The sequence below is a fragment of the Catellatospora sichuanensis genome (assembly GCF_007483665.1).
GTDB classification, from domain to species: domain Bacteria; phylum Actinomycetota; class Actinomycetes; order Mycobacteriales; family Micromonosporaceae; genus Catellatospora; species Catellatospora sichuanensis.
The window spans coordinates 175,445-201,135 of sequence record NZ_ML660184.1 but is presented as its reverse complement, the minus strand read 5'-3'; the positions used below and the strand labels follow the sequence as shown (position 1 = coordinate 201,135).

Genomic DNA, 25,691 nt, shown 5'->3' with positions numbered 1-25,691 from the left:
ACATCAGAGTGCCACGTGCCTTCGCGCCCGGGCGTCGTAGGCTCCGTCATGTGGCGAGCCCTACCTCCCTGCTGAAGCGTCTCCTGCTCGGCAGGCCGTTCCGTTCCGACCGACTGCAGCACACCCTGCTGCCCAAGCGCATCGCACTACCGATCTTCGCCTCCGACGCGCTGTCCAGCGTCGCCTACGCGCCGAACGAGATCCTGCTGACCCTGTCGATCGCGGGCGCCGCCGCCTACGCGTACTCCCCGTGGGTGGCCCTGGCGGTCGTGGTGGTCATGCTGACCGTCGTCGCGAGCTACCGGCAGAACGTGCACGCCTACCCGTCCGGCGGCGGCGACTACGAGGTCGCCACGGTCAACCTGGGTTCCAAGTCCGGTCTCGCCGTGGGCAGCGCACTGCTGGTGGACTACGTGCTGACGGTGGCGGTGTCGATCTCGTCGGGCGTGGAGAACCTGGGGGCGGCGATCCCGCTGATCGGCCGGCACGAGGTGATCACCGCGGTGCTGCTGATCGCGCTGCTGGCTGCCGTGAACCTGCGCGGCCTGCGCGAGTCGGGCTTCATGTTCGCCATCCCGACGTACCTGTTCATGCTGTCCATGCTCGGCCTGATCGGCTGGGGTGTGGTCCGGATCTTCGTGCTGGGCGAGGACCTGAAGGCCCCGAGCGCGGACCTGACCATCCTGCCGGAACACGGTCTCCAGGTCGGTGCGAGCTTCGCCTTCGCCTTCCTGCTGGTGCGCGCGTTCTCCTCGGGTTGCGCGGCGCTGACCGGTGTGGAGGCCATCTCCAACGGCGTGCCCGCGTTCAAGCCGCCCAAGAGCAAGAACGCCGCCACCACGCTGCTGATGCTGGGCCTGTTGTCGATCATCATGCTGGTCTCGATCATTGCGCTGAGCCTCAAGACCGGCCTGCAGTACGTGGAGAACCCGGCCGAGCAGATCGTGGGCGTCGCCCCGGGCTACGTGCAGCCGACCGTCATCGCGCAGCTCGCGTCGACCATCTTCGACCACTTCACGCTGGGCTTCTACCTGGTGATCGCGGTGACCGCGCTGATCCTGGTGCTGGCCGCCAACACCGCGTTCAACGGCTTCCCGGTGCTGGGCTCGATCCTGGCGCAGGACCGCTACCTGCCGCGCCAGCTGCACACCCGCGGTGACCGGCTGGCCTTCTCCAACGGCATCCTCCTGCTGGCCTTCTTCGCCGCGGTCCTGGTCATCGCGTTCCAGGCGGAGACCACGCGACTGATCCAGCTCTACATCGTCGGCGTGTTCGTGTCGTTCACGCTGTCGCAGATCGGCATGCTGCGGCACTGGAACCGGCTGCTGCGCACCGAGCGCGACCAGGCGGCCCGCCGCCGGATGAAACGGGCCCGGGCGATCAACGGATTCGGCGCGGTGCTGACCGGTTTCGTGCTGATCCTGGTGCTGGCGACGAAATTCACCCACGGCGCCTGGATCTCGATCGCGGCGATGGCGGTGATCTACGCGATCATGGTGGCCATCCGCAAGCACTACGACACGGTCGCCCGCGAGCTGGTGCCGTCGGAGGAGCGGCCGGTGCTGCCGGCCCGCAACCACGCCATCGTGCTGGTCAGCAAGCTGCACCTGCCGACCATGCGGGCGCTGGCGTACGCGAAGGCCACCCGGCCGGACACGCTGACCGCGCTCACCGTGAACGTGGACGTCGCGGACACCCGGGCCATCCAGGCCGAGTGGGAGCGCCGCGGCATCAACACCCCGCTGACCGTGGTCGACTCGCCCTACCGGGAGATCAGCCGGCCCATCATCGAATACGTGAAGTCGCTGCGCCGGGCCTCGCCGCGCGACGTGGTGACGGTCTACATCCCCGAGTACGTGGTGGGCCGGTGGTGGGAGCACATCCTGCACAACCAGTCCGCACTGCGGATCAAGGGCCGGCTGCTGTACGAGCCGGGCGTCATGGTCACCAGCGTGCCCTGGCAGCTGGCCTCGACCAACAGCACCGACCTGGATCGGCTGGACCGGGACCTGGTGCGCAGCCCGGCCCGAGGCCCGCGTGCGGGGGAGGACTCCTGATGACCACCGTGACGGAGCTCTACGAGGGCGACAAGGTCGAGGTGACCGTCGGGCCGATCGCGCACGGCGGGCACTGCGTGGCCCGGCACGAGGGTCAGGTGATCTTCGTGCGGCACGCGCTGCCCGGGGAGCGGGTGATCGTGGAGATCACCGAGCTGCACAAGGCGTACCTGCGCGGGGACTGCGTCGAGGTGCTCGAGGCGGCCGCCGACCGGATCACGCCGCGCTGCCCGTACGCCCATGCCAATGGTTGCGGCGGCTGCGACCTGCAGCATGTCGCGCCGCCGGCGCAGCGGGAGTGGAAGGCCGCCGTGGTGCGCGAGCAGCTGGCCCGGCTGGGCAAACTGGACGCGGCCGAGGTCGAGGCGCTGGGCGTGACGGTCGCGGCGCTGCCCGGCGGCGACGAGGGCTGGCGCACCCGGGTCCGTTACCGCGCGGACGCGCTGGGCCGGCCGGGGCTGCTCAAGCACCGCTCGAACGAGGTGGTGGCGATCGGGCGCTGCGCCATCGCGCACCCGGAGATCCAGCAGCTCGACGTGCTGGACCGGCGCTGGCCGGACACCGACCTGATCGACGTGGTCAAGCCGTCCACCGGCCCGGCGCAGCTGGTCCAGGACCCGCCGCAGCAGCTCGTCGAGCGGGCCGCCGGGCACGACTTCACGATCTCCGCGGGCGGCTTCTGGCAGGTCCACCCCGCCTCGGCGGACACCCTGGTGCAGGCGGTGCTGGAGTTGCTGGACCCGCGGCCGGGCGAGCACGCCTGGGACCTGTACGGCGGCGCCGGGCTGTTCGCCGCGGCGCTGGCCGACCGGGTGGGGGTGACCGGCGCGGTGACCATGGTCGAGTCGGCGCGCGACGGCGTCGCGGCGGCCCGGGGCAACCTGGCCGCGCTGCCCGTGCGCGTCGTCGACGCGACCGTGGAGCGGGCGCTGCACCGGGACCGGCGGCCCAAGGAGCGGCTGCCGCGGCCCGACGTGGTGGTACTGGACCCGCCGCGCACCGGGGCCGGCGCCGCGGTGGTCAAGGCGATCACGGCGGCCCGCCCGCGCGCCGTGGCATACGTGGCCTGCGACCCGGCGGCGCTCGGCCGGGACGTGCGCACCTTCCGCGAGCAAGGCTGGAAGCTGGCGGCGCTGCAGGCCTTCGACTGCTTCCCGCAGACCCATCATGTGGAGTGCGTCGCGCTGCTGACACCGGCGGCCGGGTGAAGGTCCCGTGAAGGGGTGGGCGAGGCGGTTAACGGCCGTGCGTGCTGCCGATAGACTTCCCCGGCATGGGTAAGCGGAACGTAGGGCACCCCCACCGGAGTGCCGTACGCGACGGCGGCGAGAGCGAGGCGAGGGCATGAGCAGGCGGAGCGAACGAGTCGTGACGCTGTGTGTGGTTCATGTCGCCGACCAGCGCAGCGAGGAGAAGGTATGAACGAGGGTGCGACCCTGCTGGGTTCCGTGAAGGGGCCGCAGGACCTCAAGACCCTGTCCCCGGAGCAGCTGACCGGCCTGGCGGCCGAGATCCGCGACTTCCTGATCGCCAAGGTCGCGCGCACCGGCGGGCACATCGGCCCGAACCTCGGTGTGGTGGAGCTCACCCTGGCGATGCACCGGGTCTTCGACTCGCCGGCCGACCGCTTCATCTTCGACACGGGCCACCAGGCATACGTGCACAAGATGGTCACCGGCCGGATGGACGGCTTCGACCAGCTGCGCCAGCGCGGCGGCCTCACCGGCTACCCGAACCAGGCGGAGAGCGAGCACGACCTGGTCGAGAACTGCCACGCCTCGACCGCGCTGTCCTACGCCGACGGCATGGCCAAGGGCTACGCGCTGCGCGGCGAGAAGCGCCACGTGGTCGCGGTCGTCGGCGACGGCGCGCTGACCGGCGGCATGTGCTGGGAGGCGCTGAACAACATCGCCGCCACGGACAACCCGCTGGTGATCATCGTCAACGACAACGGGCGCTCGTACGCCCCGACCATCGGCGGGCTCGCCGACCACCTCGCCACGCTGCGCCTGAACCCCGGCTACGAGAAGGTCCTGGACCTGGTCAAGGACGCGCTGGAGAAGACCCCGCTGGTCGGCAAGCCGCTGTTCGACGCGCTGCACGCGGTCAAGAAGGGCATCAAGGACGCGGTCGCCCCGCAGGCGATGTTCGAGGACCTGGGCCTGAAGTACATCGGGCCGGTCGACGGGCACGACCAGGCCGCCCTGGAGTCCGCGCTGGGCCGCGCCCGCCGCTTCGGCGGCCCGGTGATCGTGCACGCGGTCACCGCCAAGGGCTACGGCTACCAGCCGGCGCTCAACGACGAGGCCGACCGGTTCCACGCGCCCAGCGCGTTCGACCCGGAGACCGGCCGGCTGCTGGCGGCACCCAGCCTGAAGTGGACCAACGTGTTCGCCGAGGAGCTGGTGGAGATCGCCGGCGAGCGGCCCGACGTCGTCGGCATCACCGCGGCGATGCCCGAGTCCACCGGCATCGACAAGCTCGCCGCGGCGTACCCGGACCGGGCGTACGACGTGGGCATCGCCGAGCAGCACGCGACCACCTCGGCGGCGGGCCTGGCGCTGGCCGGCCTGCACCCCGTGGTCGCCGTGTACGCCACCTTCCTCAACCGCGCCTTCGACCAGGTCCTGCTGGACGTGGCGCTGCACAACCTGCCGGTGACGTTCGTGCTGGACCGGGCCGGCATCACCGGCCCCGACGGCCCGAGCCACTACGGCATCTGGGACATGTCGGTGTTCGGCGTGGTCCCCGGCCTTCGGGTGGCCGCCCCGCGCGACGCCGAGACGCTGCGCGAGGAGCTGCGCGAGGCGATCGGCATCGCCGACGGGCCGACCATCGTGCGCTTCCCGACCGGTTCGGTGCCCGCGGCGCTGCCCGCGCTGCGCCGCGTCGGCGGCTCGGACGGCCTGGGCGGCATGGACGTGCTCGCCGAGGCCGAGCGCAAGGACGTGCTGCTGGTGTCGATCGGCGCGTTCGCGCACCTGTCGGTGCAGGTCGCCGCGAAGCTGGCCGAGCGCGGCTACGGGGTGACCGTGGTCGACCCGCGCTGGGTGCGCCCGGCACCGGTGGACCTGGTGGCCCTGGCCCGCGAGCACAAGCTGGTGGTGACGCTGGAGGACGGCGTGCGGGCCGGCGGCGTCGGCGACGCGGTCTCCAAGCTGCTGCGGGACAACGAGGTGGACGTGCCGCTGCGCGACCTCGGCGTGCCGTCGACGTGGATCGAGCACGGCACCCGCGCCGAGATCCTCGCCGAGATCGGGCTCACCGTCCCGGAGATCACCGAGCGGGTCACCAAGTGGGCCGCCGCGGTCACTCCCGCCGCTCCGTCGCCGCTGGCGACCTCGGTGCGCGGCTAGTACGACAGCACACGACCGAAGCCGCCGACGACAACCCGTCGGCGGCTTCGGCGCGTCTGAGCACGCGAAGCCCCGCGGGTCGCGCCAGGCGGCCGCCGCCGGCGGTGCGCAGACCCGTGGACGGACGCGTGAGGTGGTGCGGGCGTGGTGCGTGAGCCGGACGGGGTCACGGTCATCGACCTCGGGGTGCTGCCGACCGGCGAATCCGACGAGCCCGCGGTGGCGGTGGGCACGTTGCGCTGGGGACGCCGACTGGCGGCGGTGCTGGCAGGTCTGGCTGTGCTGACCGGACTGGCCGCGGCTGATCCGCTGCCGCGGCAACGGGTGTCCACGCTGGCCTTCCTCCCGTCGTCGACCGGCGTCGCGCAGGTGGTCGACGCGGGGCTGGTGGTGGTGTTCGAGAACCGGCGCGCGGTCGCCTACGACCCGGACGGCTGGCGGGAGCTGTGGTCCGTGCCAGGCTCCGCGATCTCCCACGCGGTCGCGTACGAGGACCTGGTGGTGCTGTTCCGCGGCGACGCGATGAACGAGCCAGCCGGGGAGAAGCCCGAGTGGGCTCTCGCCGTGGACCGGGCGACCGGGCAGCGGCGCTGGAGCAGCGAACGGCGGGTCGAACTGTGGGACGACGTCATGAACACTTATCTGCCCAACGGTGTGGGGCAGGAGGTGGAGTTCCGTGACACCCGCACCAACGGGCTGCTCTGGCGGCTGCCGGACGCGCAGAGCTGGGCACGCGACGAGCAGCGGTCGGCGCTGTGGCGCATCGCCCCGGACGGTGCGCTGGTCGAGCACGATCTGCATACCGGGGTTGTGCGCCGTGCCGCGCGCGTCCGGCTTCCCGAGTCGAGCCGGAGTCTGAACCTGACGATCAGCCGCGGCGCGGTGGGCATCGTCGGATTCGGCGACAACGGCCCACAGGACAGCGCGACGCTCTGGTACGACGCCGCCGACCTCACCGGGATCGACGGGGCCGGCCGGTGGTCCTGGGAGCACGACTGCGGCCGCGGGCTGTCGTGCGCCTACACGTTCGACGGCGACCAGGTGTACCTGATCGACCCGGCCACCGGCGTCGCCCTGCGTTCCGTGCCGGGCGGCCGGGCGATCGGCAGTCCCCTGGGGCTGCTGATGCTCGGTCAGGACGGCGACGCCGACTTCAGCCTGCCGACGGTGCGCGCCGTGCAGGACCCGCGGACGGGCGACACGCGGACGGACCTCAAGGGATGGCGGGTGCTCGGCATGGGGCGGATGCTCGGCATGGACGACAGCCTCGTGCGGGTGCTCGCCCACTACGACCTGCCGCACAGGCTCACCTACCTGGCCGAACTGACCGAACAGGAGGCGGTGCGGCTGGGTCCGGTGCCGCACCTGCTGAGGGAGTGCACGCAGGCCGGGCGGACCCTGGTCTGCGCCACCATGGCCGGCGACATCGTCGTGCTGCGGATCGAACAGGAGCGCCGGTGACGACCGGGGCGGGTCCGGCCGCCGTGATCGACCTCGGTGACGACTGGGCCTCCGCCGATACTCCGCAGCCGACACGACCGGCCGGGCGCCGCGGACCGACCGTGCTCGCCACCGCGGCGTGCGGTGCACTGCTCGCGTTCACCATGACCTCCGCCGCGCCCTCGCCGGAGCCCCGGCTGACCGAGCTGGCCCGCTGGTCCGCGCCGCAGGCGCTCATCCTCTCCACGGCGGGCGGCGACACGGTCCTGCTCCACGCCCCGAGCGAGGTCACGGCATACGACGCGGCCGACGGACGTCGGCGCTGGCGGATGCCGGGCGCGATCGACTGGATCCACGACGTCGGCGACCTGGTGGTGCTGGGCTTCTCCCGGCCGGGGAGTACGTCGTCGGAGCCGCAGTTCGCGCTCGCCGACGCGGTGGCCGTCGACCGGGTGACCGGGCAGGTGCGCTGGCGTGCGGTGACGTATCTGGAGCAGGTCGCCGGCCTGCTGGTCAGCTTTTCCGGGCATCCGGAGCGGCCGGTGGTCGAGGTGCACGACGCGGCGACCTTCGCGCTGCGCTGGCGCGTGGTGCCGGAGCGATCGTTCGCCGTGGACCGCTGGGGGTCGGCGCTGTGGGAGCTGGCCGCCGACGGTGTGCTGGTCGAACACGACCTGGCCACGGGCACGGTGCGGCGCAGCGCGCGGGTGCGGCTGCCGGCCGGGACGCGGGTGGCCGTCCTGGCCAGCCGCGACGCGGTCGGGATCGTCGGCCACCGGTTCGACGCGAACGGCTTGGAGGAGCGCTCCAGCGCATTGTGGTACGGACGGGCCGACCTGGCCGCCGTGGCCGCGGCGAACCGGTGGTCCTGGGAGACCGACTGCGGTGCGGGGACGAGCTGCGCCTACCCGTACGACGAAGGACCGCCCTACCTGATCGACAGTGCCACCGGTGCCCCGATCCGGCCCCTGGAGGGCACGATGCACGTCGGCAGCCCGGCCGGAATGCTGCTGTTCGACAACGACGGCGAGCCCGGGAGCAGGATCAGCGCCCGGCTGGAGCCGGCCGGTGGCCGGTTGCGCACGGACGTGGCCGGCTGGCGCGTCCTGTCCACGACGGGACAGGTGGCTCGGGTCCTCGGGCATGACGACGGAGAAACGTTCGCCACCCATCTCGCCGAACTGACCACCGACGGGCTGCGCCTGCTCGGCAGGGAGCCGCACGGGCTGGTGCAGTGCGTGTCCGTGCCGCGGGCGGTGGCCTGCACGACCCAGGCCGGCGAGGTCGTCATCTGGCGTATCGGGGAGGAGCAGCCATGAACATCGCCGTGGGGCGGCCGGACGGCGCGGAAGTGATCGAACTGGGCGGCGGCTGGCGTGACGCGCTGCCCGAGCCCGGTGAGCCGCGCCGCGGCCTGCGCGCCGCCGCGACGGCGCTCGGGGTGGCGCTGCTGCTGTCCTTCGGCGGCGCGGCACCGCTGCCGGTGAACCTGGTCGAGCTCGCCCGGATCCCGGTGGCCGACGCGCGCGCCACCGACCCGGTGTTCGCCCGGGACGTGGTGCTGCTGCGGGGACAGGGCCGGCTCACCGCGTACGAGCTGAGCGACGGCTCGCCGCGCTGGAGCGTGGAGCTGCCCGAGAAACCGCAGCTGAGCAACATCGTGGTCGCGCCGGCGGTGCCGGAGATCGTCGTGGTCGCGCAGGCCGACGGGGACGGCGAACTCAGCGTCGCGCTCGACCTCGTGACCGGTGCCGAACTGTGGCGGACCCGCGAACTGATGGTGCCGGTCGGTGACGTCGTCCACTCGATGGGTTCGGTCTACGTGGCGGACGGGGCGCCCGCCGTCCATTTCGCCGATCTGCGGACCGGGGCGCGGCTGTGGACGATGCCGGACGCGGTGAACGTCGCGTTCGACGACGAGGACGACACGGCCTGGACGGTGAGCCCGACCGGTCTCGTGACGGCATACGACGTGCACGACGGCCGGGTGCTGCGTACCGGCACCGTGTCGGTGCCCGCCACGGTCGACTCGGCGTTCGCCGGGGGCGGAGAGCTCGTCATCGGGTACTCCGCCGCGGCAGGCCCCCGACTGGCCCGGTTCGACGGGACGACGCTGGCGGCGCTGCCGGTCACCGCGCCGGGCGGCTGGGGCGGCGCCGAATGCGGCCCGGTGTTCCGGTGCGCACTTCTGTCCGACCCGGTGGGCGGACTCGAGGTGGTCGACCGAGCGACCGGCGCGGTGGTGCGCCGGCTGCTCAGGGGGCCGTTCCTGGTCCGGGGCTCGCACCTGCTCGTCTTCGACCGGGACGGCGACCGGGACGGCGACCTGGACGGCGGGCTCGGCCCGCGCCCGCATACGGTGATCGACCTCGGCTCCGGGCGGGAGACCGACGTCGCGGGCTGGACGGTGCTGTGGGAGCAGACACCGATCACGGTGCTGGTGCGGCCGGTCGAGGACGGGGCGGTGCTGCAGGTCGCCCGGCTCGGCCCGGACGGTCCGGAGATCCTGGCGCAGCTGCCCGGTCGTGTGCAACGGTGTGCGTTCGAGCAGCGGACCCTGCTCTGCACGCACGACGGGAACCAGGCGACCCTCTGGCGGCTCCTCGACTGAATCCGGTGAAGCGGGAGGCAGGGTGACCGTGCTCATCGACCTCGGCGACCCGCGCGGGGACGCCGAGGAGCCCGGCGACGGGCCGCGGCTGTCCCGGACCGGGCGGCGGTTCGTCGCGCTGCTGAGCGTCGCGCTCACCGGGCTGCTGGCCTGCGCCGGATCGGCCCCCGTCGCCGCCGCGCCGCTGCGCCGGATCACCGAGCTCGCGCCGCCGCTCGCCGCGCCCGTCGTGTTCGCGGGCGGCCTGGTGCTGGCGGTGCACCGCGGCGAGGTCGCACGGCACCTGGTCGCCGTCGGGGACGCCGACGGCGCGGTGCGCTGGCGGGCACCGCTCGACGGCCGGTCCACCGAGGTGCACGAGGCCCGGCAGGTCGACGGGATGCTGCTGGTGACCGTGCTCGACACCGCGTCGGCGGACGAGCCGTGGACCACGTACGCACTGGACGCGGCGACCGGCCGGCGACTGTGGCAGGAGCGCGCCTACCTGGTGGGCGTCGCAGCCCGGACCGCCGTGCTGGCGGGCATGTCCGCCCCGGTCGACTGGTACGGCGGCTGGGACGTGCAGACCGGGCGTCCGCTGTGGCGGCACACTCTCGACAGGTCGTACCGGCTGGCGCCGTACCTGGTGGACGGACTGCTCGCGGGTATGGTGCTGGTCGAGGACGGCGAACGCGACCGGGTGCGGCTGGTGGGCGTCGACGGCACGCTGGGTGCCGTACACGAGCTGCCCGCGCAGACGACCGCCGTGCAGGTGGTCGGCGGCCTGGTGGTGGGGGCCTACGAGCGGGACGGGCGGCGCCGGGTCGCGGCGCTGCGGCTGCCCACGCTGGAGACCGCGTGGGACGTCGCGCCCGCGTTCGACAGCCGACACGTCTACCTGACCGAGTGCGCGCCGCTGGTCTGCGCCAGCGCGGCCGACGAGGTCTGGCTGCTCGACCCCGTCGACGGCACGGTGCGCTGGCAAGGCCGGGTCGGCGGGTTCACGCCACTCGGGCCGGGCCGGGTGCTGACCGGCACCGACGAGCGCCCGCAGGCCGGCGTGCTGCGTGACACCACGACCGGCGACCTGCTGCTGCGGCTGGACGGCTGGACGTCGGCCGGGACCGACGGCCGCAGGCTGGTGCTGACCCGGACGAAGGGGAACCAGACCTGGTTCGGTGTGGTGGACCTGGCCCGCCCGGCCCGGGTCCGGCTGGTCGGCGTCGGCGGGATCACCCTGGACCGCTGCTGGCTGGGCGGCGCGGCACTGGTCTGCCAGTCACTGGTCGGCCTGGACGTCTACCGCCTCGCGGGCTGACCGGCCGGAGGTCCCGCGCCGCCGACGGCAGGCCGGGGTCGCCGCGGCGCGGGCCGACCGGTCGTCACCAGTTGGCCTGGCCCGGCGGCGTCGGCAGCGGCACCGACGCGGGGTGGATCACGTAGACCAGGCCGCGGCTGCTGTTGAGCCAGGCCGACTCCCACTCGGCCCGGCCGACGGGCTTGCGCACCTCCGCGTTGGTGGGCGAGTTCGGGTCGTTGAGCACCGGGTCGCCGGCGGCGGTGAAGCCGACCAGCGCCATCAGGTGGCCGTTGGTGCCGTACGACAGCCCCGGGATCTCGCTCTTCTTGAACGAGGCCGACGCGATCAGCGGGATGCCGGCGGCGATGAACCGTTCGGCCTCGTTGAGCGAGCGCAACCGGGTGACGAAGCCGCGCATCCCGAACCGGCCGGCGTAGGCGGTGTTGAAGGGCCAGTTGCCGCAGCCCGAGAAGTCGTGGTCGAAGGTGTGCCGGGCGGCGAAGTCGACCCAGGGATCGGCGTAGGCGGGATCGACCCAGGCGTAGTCGGCCGGGGTCGGGCCCGTGCCCCAGTAGGCCAGCACCATCGAGGTGGAGGTCGGGCTGCACCAGGCCTGGCCGCCGTTGTCCCACTGCGGGTACTCACCCACGTGGATCTGCTGGGAGTAGGACGGCACGTCGAGCACCACGCCCTGCGCCGCGAGCGGGACGCTCGGGGTGAGCTTGCCGGGCGCGGGCAGCGCCGAGGCGACCGCGCCGAGGGTACGCAGCACCGGCGCGTCCGTGCTGCCCACCGGCCGGGCGAGCGTGGCCCGCAGCCGCCAGGAGGCCAGGGCGCGCCCGTCGGCGGCGGCGTAGGTGTCGGCGTACACGGTGCCGTCCGCGTCGGCCTGGCCGCTTACCGAGGTGCGCCGGAAGGCCGTGTCGTCGGCGGCCCAGTTGCCGAGGTTGAACCACTTCGTCGTGGTGCCCGCCACGGTCGTGCCGCTCAGCTCGATCCGGACGAAGCTGCCGCCGGGGGTGTCGGCGGTCCAGGACGGGATCACCTCGGTGGCGGCGAAGCCGGTGGCCGTCTCCGGGCCGGTCCAGGCGGCGGTCTCGTAGTCGGTGGTCAGCCCGGTGGCGGGGTCGGTGTGGGACAGCGTCCCGGTCGCGGCGGCGAAGGCGAGGCCTCCGGTGCCGGCGAAGACGCCGCTGCCCGTACCCTCGGCCCAGCGTTGCGGGGAGTCCCACCGCCGGAAGGCGATGTCGCGGCCGCCGGACGGCTTCTTCTTGGCATCCGCGGCCGCGGCTGCCTGGGCCGGCACCGCGGCGGCCGCGGTCGCGACGACCGCCCCGGCGGCCGTGCGCAGCACGTTGCGTCGATTCATCGGTGCCTCCCGTGGGTTGCCGAGCCCTGGCGATTCTCTGCGATGAGAGTTCTATAGGCGAAGATTTTTTGCAATGGCCCGGGGGCTCTATCTTCGGGGACGTAATACGGCGGCAGGAGAGGCGGAGACGTGCGGGTGCTGGTGGTGGAGGATGAGCGGCACTTGGCCGATGCGATCGCCCGGGGGCTGCGCCGGCACGGGCTGGCCGTCGACGTGGCCTACGACGGCAGCACCGGCCACGAGATGGCCTTCGTCACCCGGTACGACGTGGTGGTGCTGGACCGGGACCTGCCCGGCATGCACGGCGACCAGCTGTGTGCCGAGCTGGTCGGCTCCGGCGCGCTGACCCGGGTGCTGATGCTGACCGCCAGCGGCAGCGTCGCCGAACGGGTCGAGGGCCTGCGGCTGGGCGCCGACGACTACCTGCCCAAGCCGTTCGCCTTCGACGAGCTGGTGGCGCGGGTGCAGGCGCTGGGCCGGCGGGCCACCCCGGTCACCCCGCCCGTGCTGCGCGCCGGTGACCTCGAACTGGATCCGGCCAAGCGCTCGGTGACCCGGGGCGGCGTGCTGATCGACCTGACCAACAAGGAGTTCGGCGTACTGGAGGAGCTGCTGCGGGCCCGCGGCGGCGTGGTCTCCACCGAGGAGCTGCTGGACCGGGTCTGGGACGCCAACACCGACCCGTTCACGACCATAGTGCGGGTCACCATGCGCACGCTGCGCATGAAGATCGGGCAGCCCACGCTCATCGAGACGCTGGTCGGCGCGGGCTACCGCATCCCGTCCGCGGCCCAGGACGGCGCCGCGTGATCGCCAGGCCGGTGCGCGTGCCGCGCCGCGGGCTGCGGCCTACCCTGCGCCTGCGGCTCACCCTGCTCAACGGGGTGCTGCTGGTCGGCGCGGGAATCCTGCTCATGCTGGTCGCCTGGCTGGTGGTCAACGCGGTGCTGCACCCCGCTGACGAACTGGCCGCGGGCACCATGGTCCGCCTCGCCGACGGCCAGGAGCTGGACGCGCGCCAGTGGCAGGAGTCGGTGCTGTCCGCCGCGCAGACCGAACTGACCGTCAAGGGCCTCGTCGCTGTGCTGGCGATCAGCGTGGTCGGCATCCTCGGGGCGTACGCCGTGGTCGGCCGCGCCCTGCGCCCGCTGCACCACGTCACCGCGACCGCCCGCAAGCTCGGCGGGGAGACGCTGGACCAGCGCATCCGCTACACCGGCGCGGACGACGAGGTGGCCGAGCTGGCCGACACCTTCGACGCGATGCTCGACCGGCTCGGCGCGGCCTTCACCGCGCAGCAGCGTTTCGTCGCCAACGCCTCACACGAGCTGCGTACCCCGCTGGCGGTGATGCGCACCGAGATCGACGTGACGCTGTCCGATCCCGCGGTCGACACCGCCGAGTTGCGGCGTATGGCGACCGTGGTGCGCGACGCGTCGGAGCGGGCCAACGCCCTGGTCGACGCGCTGCTGATGCTGGCCCGCAGCGAGGGCCGCACGGGGCTGCGCAACGAGCCGGTAGACCTCGGCGCGGGCGTGCTGGGCGCGCTGTCCGCGATGGAGCACGAGGTGCGCCGCACCAAACTCGCGGTGGACACCCAGCTGCACCCGGCCCCGGTCATCGGCGACCCGAGCCTGCTGGACCGGCTGGCGGGCAACCTCATCGAGAACGCGGTCCGCTACAACCACCTGGGCGGGCAGATCTGGGTGGAGAGCCGCCACGACGGCGAGTACGCCCGACTGATGGTCGGCAACACCGGGTTCCGGGTGGAGCAGGCCGACGTGCCAGGGCTGTTCGAACCGTTCCGCCGTGGCGGCCGCGAGCGCACCGGCGCGCGGGGCTCCGGCCTGGGCCTGTCCATCGTGCGCGCGGTCTGCGTGGCCCACGGCGGTACGGTCGGCGCGGTGGCGCTGCCCGGTGGAGGTATGGAGGTCACCATCGCCCTGCCTTTAGCATCGGAGAAATGACCTCTCTGATCCGGCACCTCACCGTGGACTGCACCGATCCCTACGCGCTGGCGGGCTTCTGGAGCGAGGTCACCGGCTACCCCCGCGACCCCGACGACAAGCCCGAGGACCCGGCCGCACTGCTGATGTCGCCCGACGACGGGCCCGGGCTGCTGTTCATCGCCGTGCCGGAGGGCAAGGCCGTCAAGAACCGGGTGCACTTCGATCTCCAACCGACAGACCGCAGCCGCGACGAGGAGATCGAGCGGCTGCTCGCCGTCGGCGCGACGCTGGTCAACGACCTGCGCAACCCGGACGGCACCGGCTGGGCGGTCATGGCCGATCCGGAGGGCAACGAGTTCTGCGTCGAACGCTCCGCCGCCGAACGGGCCACCGCCGCCGTATGAGCAGAACCTCGTGGGTGTCGATGCGACCCTGTGCGGTGATACCATCTGAGGTGAGTCTTGATATCAAGATCAAGATGTAAGGGGGCTCCCGTGCGGACAGTGATCAACTTGGACGACGAGGCCTGCGCCGAGGTGATGGAGCTGCTCGGGGTGCGCACCAAGACCGATGCGGTCAACGTCGCGCTCCGTGACGTGCTGCGCCGGTGGCGGTTGCAGACCCTGCTCAAGGAGACGGCTGACATCCCGGTTATCGCGGATCCAGAGGAGCACTACCGAGCTGCGGGCCGGTAGCGATGGCGGCGGCAGTCCGGTACCCCTTCACGATCTACCTCGTGGACACCTCGGTATGGGCACGGCGGACCACTCCGTCGGTCGCCGACGCGCTGTCGGAGCTGAGCCGCTTCGGTGAGCTGGGCACCTGCGCCCTACTCACTGCCGAGGTCTGCTACAGCGCTCGCAACGTGGACGAGTTCCGGCGGCTGCGTGAGCTGCTCGACGCGACCATCATGCTGGGCGGCGACGACCTCGTCGAAGAGAAGGCGTTGGCGGCGCAGGCGAAACTGGCCGCCTCGGGACAGCACCGTACATCCGTGGTCGACCTGTTCGTCGCAGCCGTCGCGGCCGCACATGATGCGGTGGTGCTGCATTACGACAGCGACTATGAGCGCATCTGCACCGCAGTGGGTGCCCGCGCTCAGTGGGTGGTGCCGAGGGGGACAGTCGCCTGACCCGGCCTGGTTTGCGGTGTCGCTCCCCGAAACGGCGATGGATCGCTGTTTCGGGTCAGGAAGTGGGGTAGAACCCCGGCTCTGACCCGAAACAGCGATCATCAAACAGCCGCGTCGCGGCCGCGGCCGCTCAGCCGAAGGTGCGGCCGGTTACGGACTGGGAGACGCCGGCGCGGTCCAGGTACGGCGTGATGCCGCCCAGGTGGAACGGCCAGCCGGCGCCCAGGATCATGCACAGGTCGATGTCGGCGGCCTCGGCCACCACACCCTCGTCCAGCATGAGCCGGATCTCCTGCGCCAGCGCGGCCAGCGCCTTCTCACGGACCTGCTCACCCGTGAGCGGGGCGTCGCCCTGCACGAGCAGGGCCTCCACCTCCGGGTTGAGCCGCTCGTCGACCAGCAGCGGCAGGCCCGACTTCGCGATCGCGGCCAGGTTGGGGCTGGCCGAGAAGCGGTCTGGGAACGCCCCGTGCAGCGTGCCGCCCACGTGCGCGGCCACGGCCGGTCCGACGAGCGCCAGCAGCGCCATCGGGCGCATCGGCAGGCCCAGCGGGTCCAGCGCGCGGTCGGCGGTCTTGAGCGGGGTGCCCGCGTCGACCGCGTTCCAGATCTCACCCAGGAAGCGGGTCAGGATCCGGTTCACCACGAACGCCGGCGCGTCCTTGACCAGTACGCAGCTCTTCTTCAGCTGCCTGCCCACGGCGAACGCGGTGGCCAGCGTGGCGTCGTCGGTGGCCTCGCCACGGACGATCTCCAGCAGCGGCATCATCGCGACCGGGTTGAAGAAGTGGAAGCCCACCACCCGCTCCGGGTGCGCCAGGTCGGCGGCCATCGCGGTGACCGACAGCGACGAGGTGTTGGTGGCCAGCACCGTCTCCGGCTTGACGATCTGCTCCAGCTCGGCCCAGACCGCCTTCTTGACCGACAGCTCCTCGAACACGGCCTCGATGACCAGGTCGGCGTCGGCGAAGGCGGCCTTGTCGACCGAGCCGCTGACCAGACCGCGCAGCTTCGCCGCGGTGCCCACCGACATGCGGCCCTTCGACACGGCCTTGTCGATCTCGGCGTGCACGTAGCCCACGCCCTTGTCGACCCGGGCCTGGTCGAGATCGGTCAGCACGACCGGCACCTCGAGCCGCTTGGCGAACAGCAGCGCCAGCTGCGAGGCCATCAGGCCCGCGCCGACGACGCCGACCTTCGTGATCTTGCGAGCGAGGGACTTGTCCGGCGCGCCCGCGGGGCGCTTGGCCCGGCGCTGCACCAGATCGAAGGCGTACAGGCCGCTGCGCAGCTCGGGCGTGACGGCGAGGTCGGCCAGGGCCTGGATCTCGGTCTCGATGCCCTCGGCGGTGACGCCGTTCTTGGCCAGCGCCAGCAGGTCCAGCGCCTTCGAGGCGGCCGGGACGGCACCGTGCAGGCGCTTGTCCAGCTCGCCGCGGGCGAAGCCGACGACGGCGTCCCACATCTCCGAGCGGTCCACCTCGGCCCGGTTGACCGTGACGGTGCCGTTGACGACACCCGCGGCCCACTCCAGCGAGCGCTCCAGGAAGTCGGCCGGCTCCAGCAGGGCGTCGGCGATCCCCATCTCGAAGGCCTGCTTCGGCTTGAGCATCTTGTTCATCATCAGCGGGTTCTGCACGACGACCTGCGCCGCCGGCACGATCCCGATCAGGTTCGGCAGCACCTGCGAGCCGCCCCAGCCCGGGATGAGGCCCAGCGAGACCTCGGGCAGGGCGAGGGCGGCCGCACCCGAGGAAAGCGTCCGGTAGTGGCAGTGCAGCGCCACTTCCAGGCCGCCGCCCATCGCCGCGCCGTTGACGAACGCGAACGTCGGCACGGTGCTCTCGCGCAGCTTCGCGAAGGTGGCGTGGCCCAGCCGGCCGATCTCGACGACCTGCTCGCGCGAGGTCATCGCGGAGAATCCGGTGAGGTCCGCGCCGACGCAGAAGATGTACGGCTTGCCGGTCACCGCGATGAACGACGGGTTCGCGGCGTGCGCCTCGTCGATCGCCTGCGACAGCGAGGTCAGGCCGCCGGGGCCGAACGTGTTCGGCTTGGTGTGGTCCAGCCCGTTGTCCAGGGTGATCAGCGCGGCGGGCCGGCCGAGCCCGGGTACGGCGATCAGCCGCAGTTTCGCGTGAGTGACGATCTCGCTCACTTGTCCCCCTCGAAGTTCGGGTTCTCCCAGATCACAGTGCCGCCCATGCCGATGCCGATGCACATGGCGGTCAGGCCGTAGCGCACCTCGGGGTGCTCGGCGAACTGGCGTGCCAGCTGCGTCATCAGCCGTACGCCGGAGGAGGCCAGCGGGTGGCCCACGGCGATCGCGCCGCCCCACGGGTTGACCCGCGGGTCGTCGTCGGCGATGCCGAAGTGGTCGAGGAACGCCAGCACCTGCACCGCGAACGCCTCGTTCAGCTCGAACAGGCCGATGTCGTCGATGGTCAGCCCGCCCAGGCGCAGCGCCCGCTCGGTCGACGGGATGGGGCCGACGCCCATCACCTCGGGCTCGACGCCCACGAAGCCGTAGGAGACCAGCCGCATCGCGATGGGCAGGCCCAGCTCGCGCGCGGTGTCCTCGGCGGCCAGCAGGCAGCTCGTCGCGCCGTCGTTGAGGCCGGCCGCGTTGCCCGCGGTGACCTTGCCGTGCGGGCGGAACGGGGTCTTCAGCCCGGCCAGCTTCTCCAGCGTGGTCTCACGCGGCGCCTCGTCGGCGGTGGCCAGGCCCCAGCCGGTCTCCGGGTCACGGGTGGCCACGGTGACCAGGTCGCCCTGCAGCTTTCCGGCGGCGTACGCCGCGGCGGTCTTCTGCTGGCTGGCCAGGCCGAACGCGTCGGCCCGCTGCTTGGTCAGGTGGGGGAGCCGGTCGTGCAGGTTCTCCGCGGTCGCGCCCATGACCAGCGCGGACGGGTCCACGATCTTCTCGGCGAGGAAGCGGGGGTTCGGGTCGACGCCCTCGCCCATCGGGTGGCGGCCCATGTGCTCGACCCCGCCCGCGATCGCGACGTCGTACGCGCCGACCGCGATGCCGGAGGCGACGGTCGTGACGGCCGTCATCGCGCCCGCGCACATGCGGTCGATCGCGTACCCGGGGACCGTCTTGGGCAGGCCGGCCAGCAGGGCGGCGGTGCGGCCGATGGTCAGGCCCTGGTCGCCGATCTGGGTGGTGGCGGCGATGGCCACCTCGTCGACGCGCTCCGGCGGCAGCTGGGGGTTGCGGCGCAGCAGCTCGCGGATGCAGCGCACGACGAGGTCGTCGGCGCGGGTGTTCGCGTAGATGCCTCCGTTCGCCTTGCCGAACGGGGTGCGCACGCCGTCGACGAAGACGACGTCGCGGACTTCACGGGGCACGGTCTGCCTCCTTGCAGATAGGGAGCTGCCCCGGATGCTACTCGTGAGTAACTAGTCCGGTGAAGGGAACCGCTGTGGCTTGACTCACAACCTGGCACGATCGGCGCGCACAGGCACCCACCGCCTCGATCGGCCGCCCCGTGGACGGCGCACCGGCGCCCTCGCGCCGGTGGCCGTCGGACGGACCGCCCGGCTCAGGCGGCCGCGCCGTCCGGCTCCGCGTCCGGCCCGGACGGTTCCGTGGCCGAACCGTCCGGCTCGGCCTCCGCGGGGACGGGGATCAGCGCCTGTGCCAGCTCCTCGGCCAGCAGCCCGCACTGCCATGCGCGGGCCCCGAGGTCGCCGAGCACTTTGGTGACCGCGGCCGCGTCGGGTTCGGCGGGCGGCTCCCAGGCCAGCCGGCGGATGAACTCCGGGGTGATCAGGTTCTCCGGCGGCAGATGGTGCTGCTCGGCCGTCTTGGTGACCACCTCGCGGCAGCGGGCCAGCCGCGCGGCGGCCTCCGGATCCTTGTCGGCCCACCGGTGCGGCGGGGGCGGCCCCTCGAACACCGGCGTCTTGGGCAGGGCGTCGTCGGGCAGCGCGCGGGCTTTGTCGAGCGCCTCCAGCCAGGTCGTCGCCAGCCGGCGCACCGACCGGCCACCGAAGCCCGGCAGCAGCAGCAGTTCGCGCTCGGTCTTGGGGTTCATCTCCGCCGCCGCGACGATCGCGGCGTCGGGCAGCACCCGGCCGGGCGCCGTGTCGCGGCGCACCGCGATGGTGTCCCGGGCGTACCACAGCGCGCGCACCCGCGACTGGGCACGCGCCCCGCGCACCCGGTGCATGCCGGACGTGCGCCGCCACGGGTCGGTCCGCTGCTTGGGCGGGCGCGCGCCGCCGGCGACCAGTGCGGCGAACTCCTGCGCGGCCCAGGCGGTCTTGTCCTGGCGGTCGAGCTCGTCCGCGAGCGCGTCGCGCAGCTCCACGAGCAGCTCCACGTCCAGTGCCGCGTAGGTCAGCCAGTCACGGGGAAGTGGACGGGTGGACCAGTCCGCCGCGGAGTGATGCTTCTCCAGGGTGCGTCCCAGTAGCTGTTCGGTCAGCGCGGCCAGACCGACCCGCTCGAAGTCGGCCAGGCGGGCGGCCAATTCCGTGTCGAACAACCGCCGCGGCCGCAGGCCCACTTCGGCCAGACACGGCAGATCCTGACTGGCCGCGTGGAGCACCCATTCGGTATCGGCCAATGCGTCGTCCAAGGCGGACAGATCGCCCAGCGGCACCGGATCGATGAGCGCGGTGCCGGCGCCTCGGCGCCGCAGCTGGACCAGGTATGCCCGCTGGCTGTATCGGAAGCCGGAGGCCCGTTCGGCGTCCACGGCGACCGGGCCGGTGCCCGCGGCGAACCTGGCCACGACCTCCGCGAACTCCGCTGGGGTGACCACCGGCTCGGGGGTGCCTTCAGCCGGTTCGGTCAGCAGTGTCGGCCCACCGCCGTTCGGTGTCACGTCCGGCGCGCCGTCGCCTGTCGGCGTGCGATGGCGGGTCCGACGGCGCAGTGGTGCGTCCTCGTCGGTCATGGTCACACCGTACGGCCAGCCGGTCGGCGATGACGGCAGCACCCCGGGTATGGCGCGTCGGTGACGGGTGGGACAGGTGTGACAGAGCTGTGAACGTCGTGCGAAGAGGCCCGCGAACGGGGCGCTGGGAGTCGACAGCACCCAGTATGGTGTGCCAGCCGATCAGCGCATGATCGGCCGCACGGGGAGGAACACATGAGCACGGGCCATCAGCCCGACACGTCGCAGGGCGCTGTCCCCCAGGGCGTGCCCGCACCGCACGCCGGTGCCCCGATCCCGGCCCAGCCGGCTCCAGGCCAGCCGATTCCGGCCCAACCGGTTCCGGCCCACGTGGCCGGACCGTACCCGCCGCCCCCGGCAGGACCCGTGCCCGCGACGCCGGTGCCGTACCCGCCCGCGCCGCCGGGATACGGCGGCGCGCCGGCCGGACCCGTGCCCAGCCAGCCGGCGGGTCCCTATCCGCCGGTTCCGGCCGGTCACCTACCGGGTCCGTTCCCGCCCGCCCCGCCGGGCCACCCGCAGCAGCCGTGGCCGCCGCAGCAGCCCGTCCCGGTGGCGTACGCGCTGCCCGGGCACCCTGCTTCCGCCATGCCGGTCCCGCCCGCGACGCCTGCGTCCGGCGGCCGGCTGCGCCGGATGCTGCGCTTCAACACGGTCCTGGCGGTGCTGCTGGCCGTGCTGATCGGCCTGGTGGCCTGGCAGAACGTACGGATCGGGGAGCTGAGCACGGCGCTGGAGGGTGCCGACCAGCGCCTCACCGAGCTGCAGCAGAAGGACGGCGGCCGCTTGGACGACGCCGAGTCCCGGCTCGGCGCGCTGGAGAAGGAGGTCGGCGGGGCCTTCAACGTGGAGAAGCTCGCCGCGGCCGTGCTGCCCAGCGTCTTCCGCGTGGAGGCCGGTCGCGCCACCGGCACCGCGTTCGCGGTCGGGCCGAAGGCCTCTGACGGCGGCACCAACCTGTTCACGAACTACCACGTGGTCGAGGAGCTGTACAAGGACGGCGGCCGCACCGTGAAAATCACGCGTGACGGACAGCGGTTCGATGCGAAGATCGTCGGCGTCAACAAGCTCCGTGATGTGGCCCATCTGCACACCACGGCGAAGTTCACCGGTCTCACGGTCGCCAAGACGCCCGCGAAGCCCGGTCAGCAGATCATCGCGGTGGGCGCCCCGCTGGGCCTCACCGACACCGTCACCAGCGGGGTCATCAGCGCGATCCGGGAATCCGGATACGAAGAGGGCCCGATGGTCCAGTTCGACGCAGCCATCAACCCCGGCAACTCCGGCGGCCCGGTGATCAACGGCCAGCAGCAGGTCGTCGGCATCACCGTCGCGGGATACCTCAACGCCGAAGGCCTCGGCCTGGCGATCCCGATCGCCGACGCCTGCAAGCTCTTCGCCATCTGCTGACCGGAACCCCTTCGGCTCAGTGCGCACCACCATCACGGAGGAAACAGTCATGACCCATCCCGCGTCCCCGGCCGACGAGGCTCCCGCGACGGCAGTGCCCGCGCAGGCGCCCGCTCTTCCGGAGACCGCTCCCGCCACGGAGCCCGTGGCGGTCGCACCTGCCCCGGCCTACCCCGCCGCCCCGCCGGCCGCCGCCCCCGCCGCGCAGCCGGTCGCCCCGCAGCCCGCGGACGCCTACGCCGCCGCGGCGCAGCCGGTCGCCGGGTACCCGGCCACCGCGCCGCAGCCTGTGGCCGCCTACCCGGCCACCGCGCCGCAGCCTGTGGCCGCCTACCCGGCCACCGCGCCGCAGCCCGTGGCCGCCTACCCGGCCACCGCTGCCCAGCCGGCCGGATACCCGGTTCCGGCGCAGCCGGTCCCCGCGCAGGCCGGTTACCCGGCGGGCTACGCCGCGATTCCGGCGCAGCCGGAGGGCTACCCGGTGTCGGCCGTGCCGGTGTCGGCGTACCCGACCTCGGGTTACGGCTACCCGGCCGCCGCCCCGGCGCCGGTCAAGAAGTCCAAGGCCACGCTGCTGCTGGCGATCGCCACGGGTGTGCTCGTGCTGGCCACCGGTGTGATGACGACGCTGTTCGTGCTCAAGTCGGGCGAGCTGGCCGACACCAAGACGACGCTGACGCAGCAGGTCACCGAGCGCGACAAGACCATCAAGTCCAAGGACGGCGAGATCACCTCGGGCAAGTCGCAGCTGGAGACCACCAAGGACGAGCTGGATAAGTCCAAGCAGGACCTCGAGGGCGTGCAGAACGAGAACAAGGCGATGGTGGCCTGCCTCGACAAGCTCGACGCGTTCTTCAGCGCGCCGTCCGAGGTCCGGGCGAACGCCATGGACAAGGCCTGCAAGGCCTATTTCTGACGCTGCGCAGCGGGGCCGAACGGTCCGGGCGCGATGCGTGACCGCGTGAACCGCTGAGAAGGGCGGCCGGAACTCCGGCCGCCCTTCGTCATGCCGGGTTCAGCGCTGTTCGACGCGGCGCAGCGGCAGCGCGGACACGCCGACCGGCGGCAGGCCCGCGGTCGAGGCGAGCAGCGCGCACCAGGCGGCGACGTGGCCGTCCAGGTTCAGGTCCAGCGGCGTCCAGGAAGCGCGCAGCTCCAGGTCGGTGGTGGGCGGCCCGTCGGCGGCCAGCGCACCGAAGCGGCTGGAGATGGTCTGCGTCACCGTGCCGCCGATCGCGCCGTATCCGGAGGTGTGCGCGTCGAGCGCGTCCACCAGCCAGCTCCAGCCCACCTGGGGCAGCAGCGGATCGGTGGCGAGCTCCGGCTCCAGTTCCGCGGTGACGTACGTGACGAGCCGGGTGTCGCCCTCCCACGCCTCGTGGCCCGCCGGGTCGTGCAGCAGGATGAGCCGCCCGGTGGTGACCTCCTCGCCGCGGCGCAGCACGGTCGCGCCGAGGGCGAAGGCATACGGGGCGAGCCGGCTCGGGGCCGGCACCTCTTCCAGCGCTATCTCGCTCCGGGGGTGGGCGGCACGCAGCGCGGTGACGGCGCGCGTGAACGTCTCGGGGAGTGCCGTCGTGAGCGCCATAGCCGTACCCTAGGGCGCTTCGGGACCGTTGTCGTGGTTCGGCGCGCCGATACGGCTCACATCAACGCCACCCGTTCGGAGATCGTTATCTGACCGGTGGCACGATGGCCGTGATGAGCAGCGCAGAGCAGACCAGTCCCGCGGACCGCCCGACGGCGGGTTCCGCTTTCGTCCGCGCGTGTCGGGGCGAGCCCGTCACGCATACCCCCGTGTGGTTCATGCGGCAGGCGGGGCGCTCCCTGCCGGAGTACCGCGAGCTGCGGGCCGGGGTGCGCATGCTGGAGTCGTGCCGGCGGCCCGACCTGGTCACCGAGATAACCCTGCAGCCGGTACGCCGTCACGGCGTGGACGCGGCCATCCTGTTCAGCGACATCATGGTGCCGCTCGACGCGGCCGGGGTCGACCTGGACATCGTGGCCGGCACCGGGCCGGTCGTCGCCGAGCCGGTGCGTACGCTCGCGGACCTGGACCGGGTGCGCCCGCTGGACCCGGCCGCGGTGTCCTACGTGGACCAGGCCGTGCGGTTGCTGACCGCGGAGCTGGGCGCGACGCCGCTGATCGGCTTCGCGGGCGCGCCCTTCACGCTCGCCAGCTACCTGGTCGAGGGCGGCCCGTCGCGCAACCACACCCAGACCAAGGCCCTGATGTACGGCGACCCGCAGCTCTGGCACGCGCTGCTGGACCGGTTGGCCGACATCACGCTGACCTTCCTCCAGGTGCAGATCGCCGCGGGCGTCAGCGCGGTGCAGCTGTTCGACTCCTGGGTCGGCGCGCTGTCCGAAGCGGACTACCGCGAGTACGTGCAACCACACTCGCGCAAGGTGCTGGAGGGCCTGGCCGACGCCGGGCTGCCGCGCATCCACTTCGGTGTCGGCACCGGGCTGCTGCTGCCGGCCATGGCCCAGGCGGGCGCGGACGTGGTCGGCGTCGACTGGCGCACGCCGCTGGACCAGGCGGCCAAGCAGGTGCCGGGGCATCCGGTGCAGGGCAACCTCGACCCGGCGGTGCTGTTCGCGCCGTGGGAGGTCGTCGAGCGAGAGGTGCGCCGGGTGCTCGCCGAGGGCCGCACCGCCCCCGGGCACGTGTTCAACCTCGGGCACGGGGTGCTGCCGGAGACCGACCCCACCGTGCTCACCCGCGTCGTAGAGCTGGTGCACACACTCAGCGCCCGATGAGCGAGCGGCGCGAGGAGCGGGTATGACCAGCCATACCGTCGTCGTCGGGGGCGGCATCGCCGGGCTGGCCGCCGCGTTGCGGCTGTCCGGCGCGGGCGGCCGGGTGACCCTGGTGGAGCAGTCCGCCCGGCTGGGCGGGCGGATCAGCACCCGGTCCGACGGCGTCGACACCGGCGCGGAGCAGTTCCTGATGCGCGACCCGGCCGGCGGCCCGAGCGGCGCGAAACGACTGGTCGACGAGCTCGGGCTGGGGGACCGGCTGGTCCACCCGGCGATCGCCGGGGCCGGGCTGTGGCTCGGCGGGCAGCTCCGGCCCCTGCCCGCCGGCACCGTGATGGGCGTGCCCGGCCCGCAGGCGGTGCTCGACGGCATCGCGACGCTGGACGACCAGGACGTGGATCGCGGCGTCCCGGTGCTGCCCGCGGGCGAGGACCGGTCCGTGGGCGCGCTGGTCCGCGAGCGGCTCGGCGGCGAGGTGGTCACCCACCTGGTCGACCCGCTGCTCGGCGGCGTGTATGCGGGCAGCGCCGACGGCCTGTCGCTGGCCGCCACGGTGCCCGCGCTGCACCGGCTGCTCGGCACCGAGCACACGTTGCGCGGCGCGGTGGCGCTGACCGCGGCCGCGAGCCGGGCCCACCAGCCGGGCAGCCCCGTCTTCGGCACCCTGCGCGGCGGCCTGGGCACGCTGATCGACGCAGCCGCCGCGGAGCTGGCCCGCCGGGATGTGCGCGTGCTGACCGGCGTGCCGGTGCGGCGGCTGGAGCGCCAGGGCGCGGGCTGGGCGCTGTCGGTGGGCGCGGCTGCGCCCGACGCCCCCGAGAGTGTGCGCGCGTCGCGTATCGAGTGCGACGCCGTGGTGCTGGCCTGCCCTGCGCGCCCGGCGTCGCGGCTGCTGCACGACGTGTCGCCGGATGCGGCGGCCCTGGTCGGCACGCTCGACTACGCCAGCGTCGCGCTGGTGACGCTGGAGTTCGCGGGTGTCGAGCTGCCCACGCTGACCGGCTTCCTGGTCCCGGCGGACCAGGGGCTGACCATCAAGGCGGCCACCTTCTTCAGCACCAAATGGGCTCACCATGCCCGCGCCGACGGCCGCGTGCTGCTGCGTGCCAGCGTCGGCCGGTACGGCGAGCAGGCGGTGCTCCAGCGCCCCGACGCGGAGCTGGTGCGCACGGTGCACGCCGATCTGAGCACGGTGCTCGGCAGGGCCCTGCCCGTGCCCGTCGCGGCGGAGGTGACCCGCTGGGGCGGCGGCCTGCCGCAGTACGCCCCCGGTCACGTGGACCGGGTCGACCAGGCCCGCACGCTGCTGGCCGACCTGCCGGTGGCCCTGGCGGGGGCGGCCTTCGACGGGGTCGGCATCCCCGCCTGTGTCACCTCCGCGGAGCAGGCCGCCGACCGCATTCTGAAAGGATGACCGA

At 72.9% G+C, this 25,691-nt stretch carries 21 protein-coding genes; 16 read left to right on the top strand and 5 right to left on the bottom strand.

The window, feature by feature from the left end:
- Positions 1-50: 50 nt before the first annotated feature.
- From FLL47_RS02905 to FLL47_RS02875, 7 genes are all read left to right on the top strand, one after another.
- Complete coding sequence (locus FLL47_RS02905; RefSeq protein WP_144118836.1) at positions 51-2,057, top strand: APC family permease; 2,007 nt, start codon at positions 51-53, stop codon at positions 2,055-2,057.
- A complete protein-coding gene (locus tag FLL47_RS02900) occupies positions 2,057-3,265 on the top strand; it encodes a class I SAM-dependent RNA methyltransferase (RefSeq protein WP_144118835.1) in 1,209 nt (402 codons plus the stop codon). Before FLL47_RS02905 ends, FLL47_RS02900 begins: the two co-directional genes overlap by 1 nt.
- A 210-nt stretch (positions 3,266-3,475) precedes the next feature.
- Positions 3,476-5,413, top strand: coding sequence for a 1-deoxy-D-xylulose-5-phosphate synthase (gene dxs / locus FLL47_RS02895; protein ID WP_144118834.1), 1,938 nt, complete (start codon positions 3,476-3,478; stop codon positions 5,411-5,413).
- A gap of 144 nt (positions 5,414-5,557) precedes the next feature.
- Complete coding sequence (locus FLL47_RS02890) at positions 5,558-6,874, top strand: PQQ-binding-like beta-propeller repeat protein (RefSeq protein ID WP_144118833.1); 1,317 nt, start codon at positions 5,558-5,560, stop codon at positions 6,872-6,874.
- Entirely contained in the window at positions 6,871-8,172 is a 1,302-nt protein-coding gene (locus FLL47_RS02885) for a PQQ-binding-like beta-propeller repeat protein (RefSeq protein ID WP_144118832.1), read from the top strand. The genes FLL47_RS02890 and FLL47_RS02885 overlap by 4 nt, the downstream gene beginning before the upstream one ends.
- On the top strand, positions 8,169-9,464 hold the full coding sequence (locus FLL47_RS02880; protein ID WP_144118831.1) for an outer membrane protein assembly factor BamB family protein: 1,296 nt from the start codon (positions 8,169-8,171) through the stop codon (positions 9,462-9,464). Before FLL47_RS02885 ends, FLL47_RS02880 begins: the two co-directional genes overlap by 4 nt.
- 22 nt (positions 9,465-9,486) lie before the next feature.
- Complete coding sequence (locus tag FLL47_RS02875; protein WP_144118830.1) at positions 9,487-10,761, top strand: outer membrane protein assembly factor BamB family protein; 1,275 nt, start codon at positions 9,487-9,489, stop codon at positions 10,759-10,761.
- A gap of 64 nt (positions 10,762-10,825) precedes the next feature.
- Here FLL47_RS02875 and FLL47_RS02870 read toward each other — a convergent pair whose 3' ends face one another.
- Positions 10,826-12,112, bottom strand: coding sequence for a C39 family peptidase (locus tag FLL47_RS02870; RefSeq protein WP_144118829.1), 1,287 nt, complete (start codon positions 12,110-12,112; stop codon positions 10,826-10,828).
- A 129-nt stretch (positions 12,113-12,241) separates the two neighbouring features.
- Here FLL47_RS02870 and FLL47_RS02865 point away from each other — a divergent pair, with 129 nt between their 5' ends.
- The 5 genes from FLL47_RS02865 (at position 12,242) to FLL47_RS02845 (ending at position 15,193) form a co-directional block, all read left to right on the top strand.
- Positions 12,242-12,922 carry a response regulator transcription factor gene (locus tag FLL47_RS02865; RefSeq protein ID WP_144118828.1) on the top strand — a complete coding sequence of 227 codons (681 nt, stop codon included), beginning with the start codon at positions 12,242-12,244 and terminating at the stop codon, positions 12,920-12,922.
- Positions 12,919-14,079, top strand: a complete 1,161-nt coding sequence (locus tag FLL47_RS02860) for a sensor histidine kinase (protein WP_246157459.1) — start codon at positions 12,919-12,921, stop codon at positions 14,077-14,079. Before FLL47_RS02865 ends, FLL47_RS02860 begins: the two co-directional genes overlap by 4 nt.
- Positions 14,076-14,465, top strand: a complete 390-nt coding sequence (locus tag FLL47_RS42665; protein ID WP_186315533.1) for a VOC family protein — start codon at positions 14,076-14,078, stop codon at positions 14,463-14,465. Before FLL47_RS02860 ends, FLL47_RS42665 begins: the two co-directional genes overlap by 4 nt.
- Before the next feature lie 90 nt (positions 14,466-14,555).
- Positions 14,556-14,756 carry a type II toxin-antitoxin system VapB family antitoxin gene (locus tag FLL47_RS02850; RefSeq protein ID WP_222105943.1) on the top strand — a complete coding sequence of 67 codons (201 nt, stop codon included), beginning with the start codon at positions 14,556-14,558 and terminating at the stop codon, positions 14,754-14,756.
- 41 nt (positions 14,757-14,797) lie between these two features.
- On the top strand, positions 14,798-15,193 hold the full coding sequence (locus tag FLL47_RS02845; protein ID WP_186315532.1) for a PIN domain-containing protein: 396 nt from the start codon (positions 14,798-14,800) through the stop codon (positions 15,191-15,193).
- Between the two features lie 130 nt (positions 15,194-15,323).
- Here FLL47_RS02845 and FLL47_RS02840 read toward each other — a convergent pair whose 3' ends face one another.
- From FLL47_RS02840 to FLL47_RS02830, 3 genes are all read right to left on the bottom strand, one after another.
- Entirely contained in the window at positions 15,324-17,351 is a 2,028-nt protein-coding gene (locus FLL47_RS02840) for a 3-hydroxyacyl-CoA dehydrogenase NAD-binding domain-containing protein (RefSeq protein ID WP_144118825.1), read from the bottom strand.
- Positions 17,348-18,544 carry a thiolase family protein gene (locus FLL47_RS02835; protein ID WP_144118824.1) on the bottom strand — a complete coding sequence of 399 codons (1,197 nt, stop codon included), beginning with the start codon at positions 18,542-18,544 and terminating at the stop codon, positions 17,348-17,350. The genes FLL47_RS02840 and FLL47_RS02835 overlap by 4 nt, the downstream gene beginning before the upstream one ends.
- A gap of 194 nt (positions 18,545-18,738) precedes the next feature.
- Positions 18,739-20,100, bottom strand: coding sequence for a ribonuclease D (locus FLL47_RS02830; protein WP_144118823.1), 1,362 nt, complete (start codon positions 20,098-20,100; stop codon positions 18,739-18,741).
- Between the two features lie 195 nt (positions 20,101-20,295).
- Between FLL47_RS02830 and FLL47_RS02825 the strand changes: the two genes are divergently transcribed.
- A complete protein-coding gene (locus tag FLL47_RS02825; RefSeq protein ID WP_144118822.1) occupies positions 20,296-21,510 on the top strand; it encodes a S1C family serine protease in 1,215 nt (404 codons plus the stop codon).
- A gap of 49 nt (positions 21,511-21,559) precedes the next feature.
- Positions 21,560-22,426: a hypothetical protein gene (locus FLL47_RS02820; RefSeq protein ID WP_144118821.1), complete on the top strand. Its 867-nt coding sequence runs from the start codon at positions 21,560-21,562 to the stop codon at positions 22,424-22,426.
- Positions 22,427-22,525: 99 nt separating this feature from the next.
- On the opposite strand, the gene FLL47_RS02815 is transcribed toward FLL47_RS02820, so the two are convergent.
- Positions 22,526-23,098, bottom strand: a complete 573-nt coding sequence (locus FLL47_RS02815; RefSeq protein ID WP_144118820.1) for a DUF3000 domain-containing protein — start codon at positions 23,096-23,098, stop codon at positions 22,526-22,528.
- A gap of 104 nt (positions 23,099-23,202) precedes the next feature.
- Here FLL47_RS02815 and hemE point away from each other — a divergent pair, with 104 nt between their 5' ends.
- Entirely contained in the window at positions 23,203-24,273 is a 1,071-nt protein-coding gene (hemE, locus tag FLL47_RS02810) for a uroporphyrinogen decarboxylase (RefSeq protein WP_144118819.1), read from the top strand.
- Positions 24,274-24,295: 22 nt separating this feature from the next.
- On the top strand, positions 24,296-25,687 hold the full coding sequence (gene hemG, locus FLL47_RS02805; protein WP_144118818.1) for a protoporphyrinogen oxidase: 1,392 nt from the start codon (positions 24,296-24,298) through the stop codon (positions 25,685-25,687).
- Positions 25,688-25,691 lie beyond the last annotated feature (4 nt).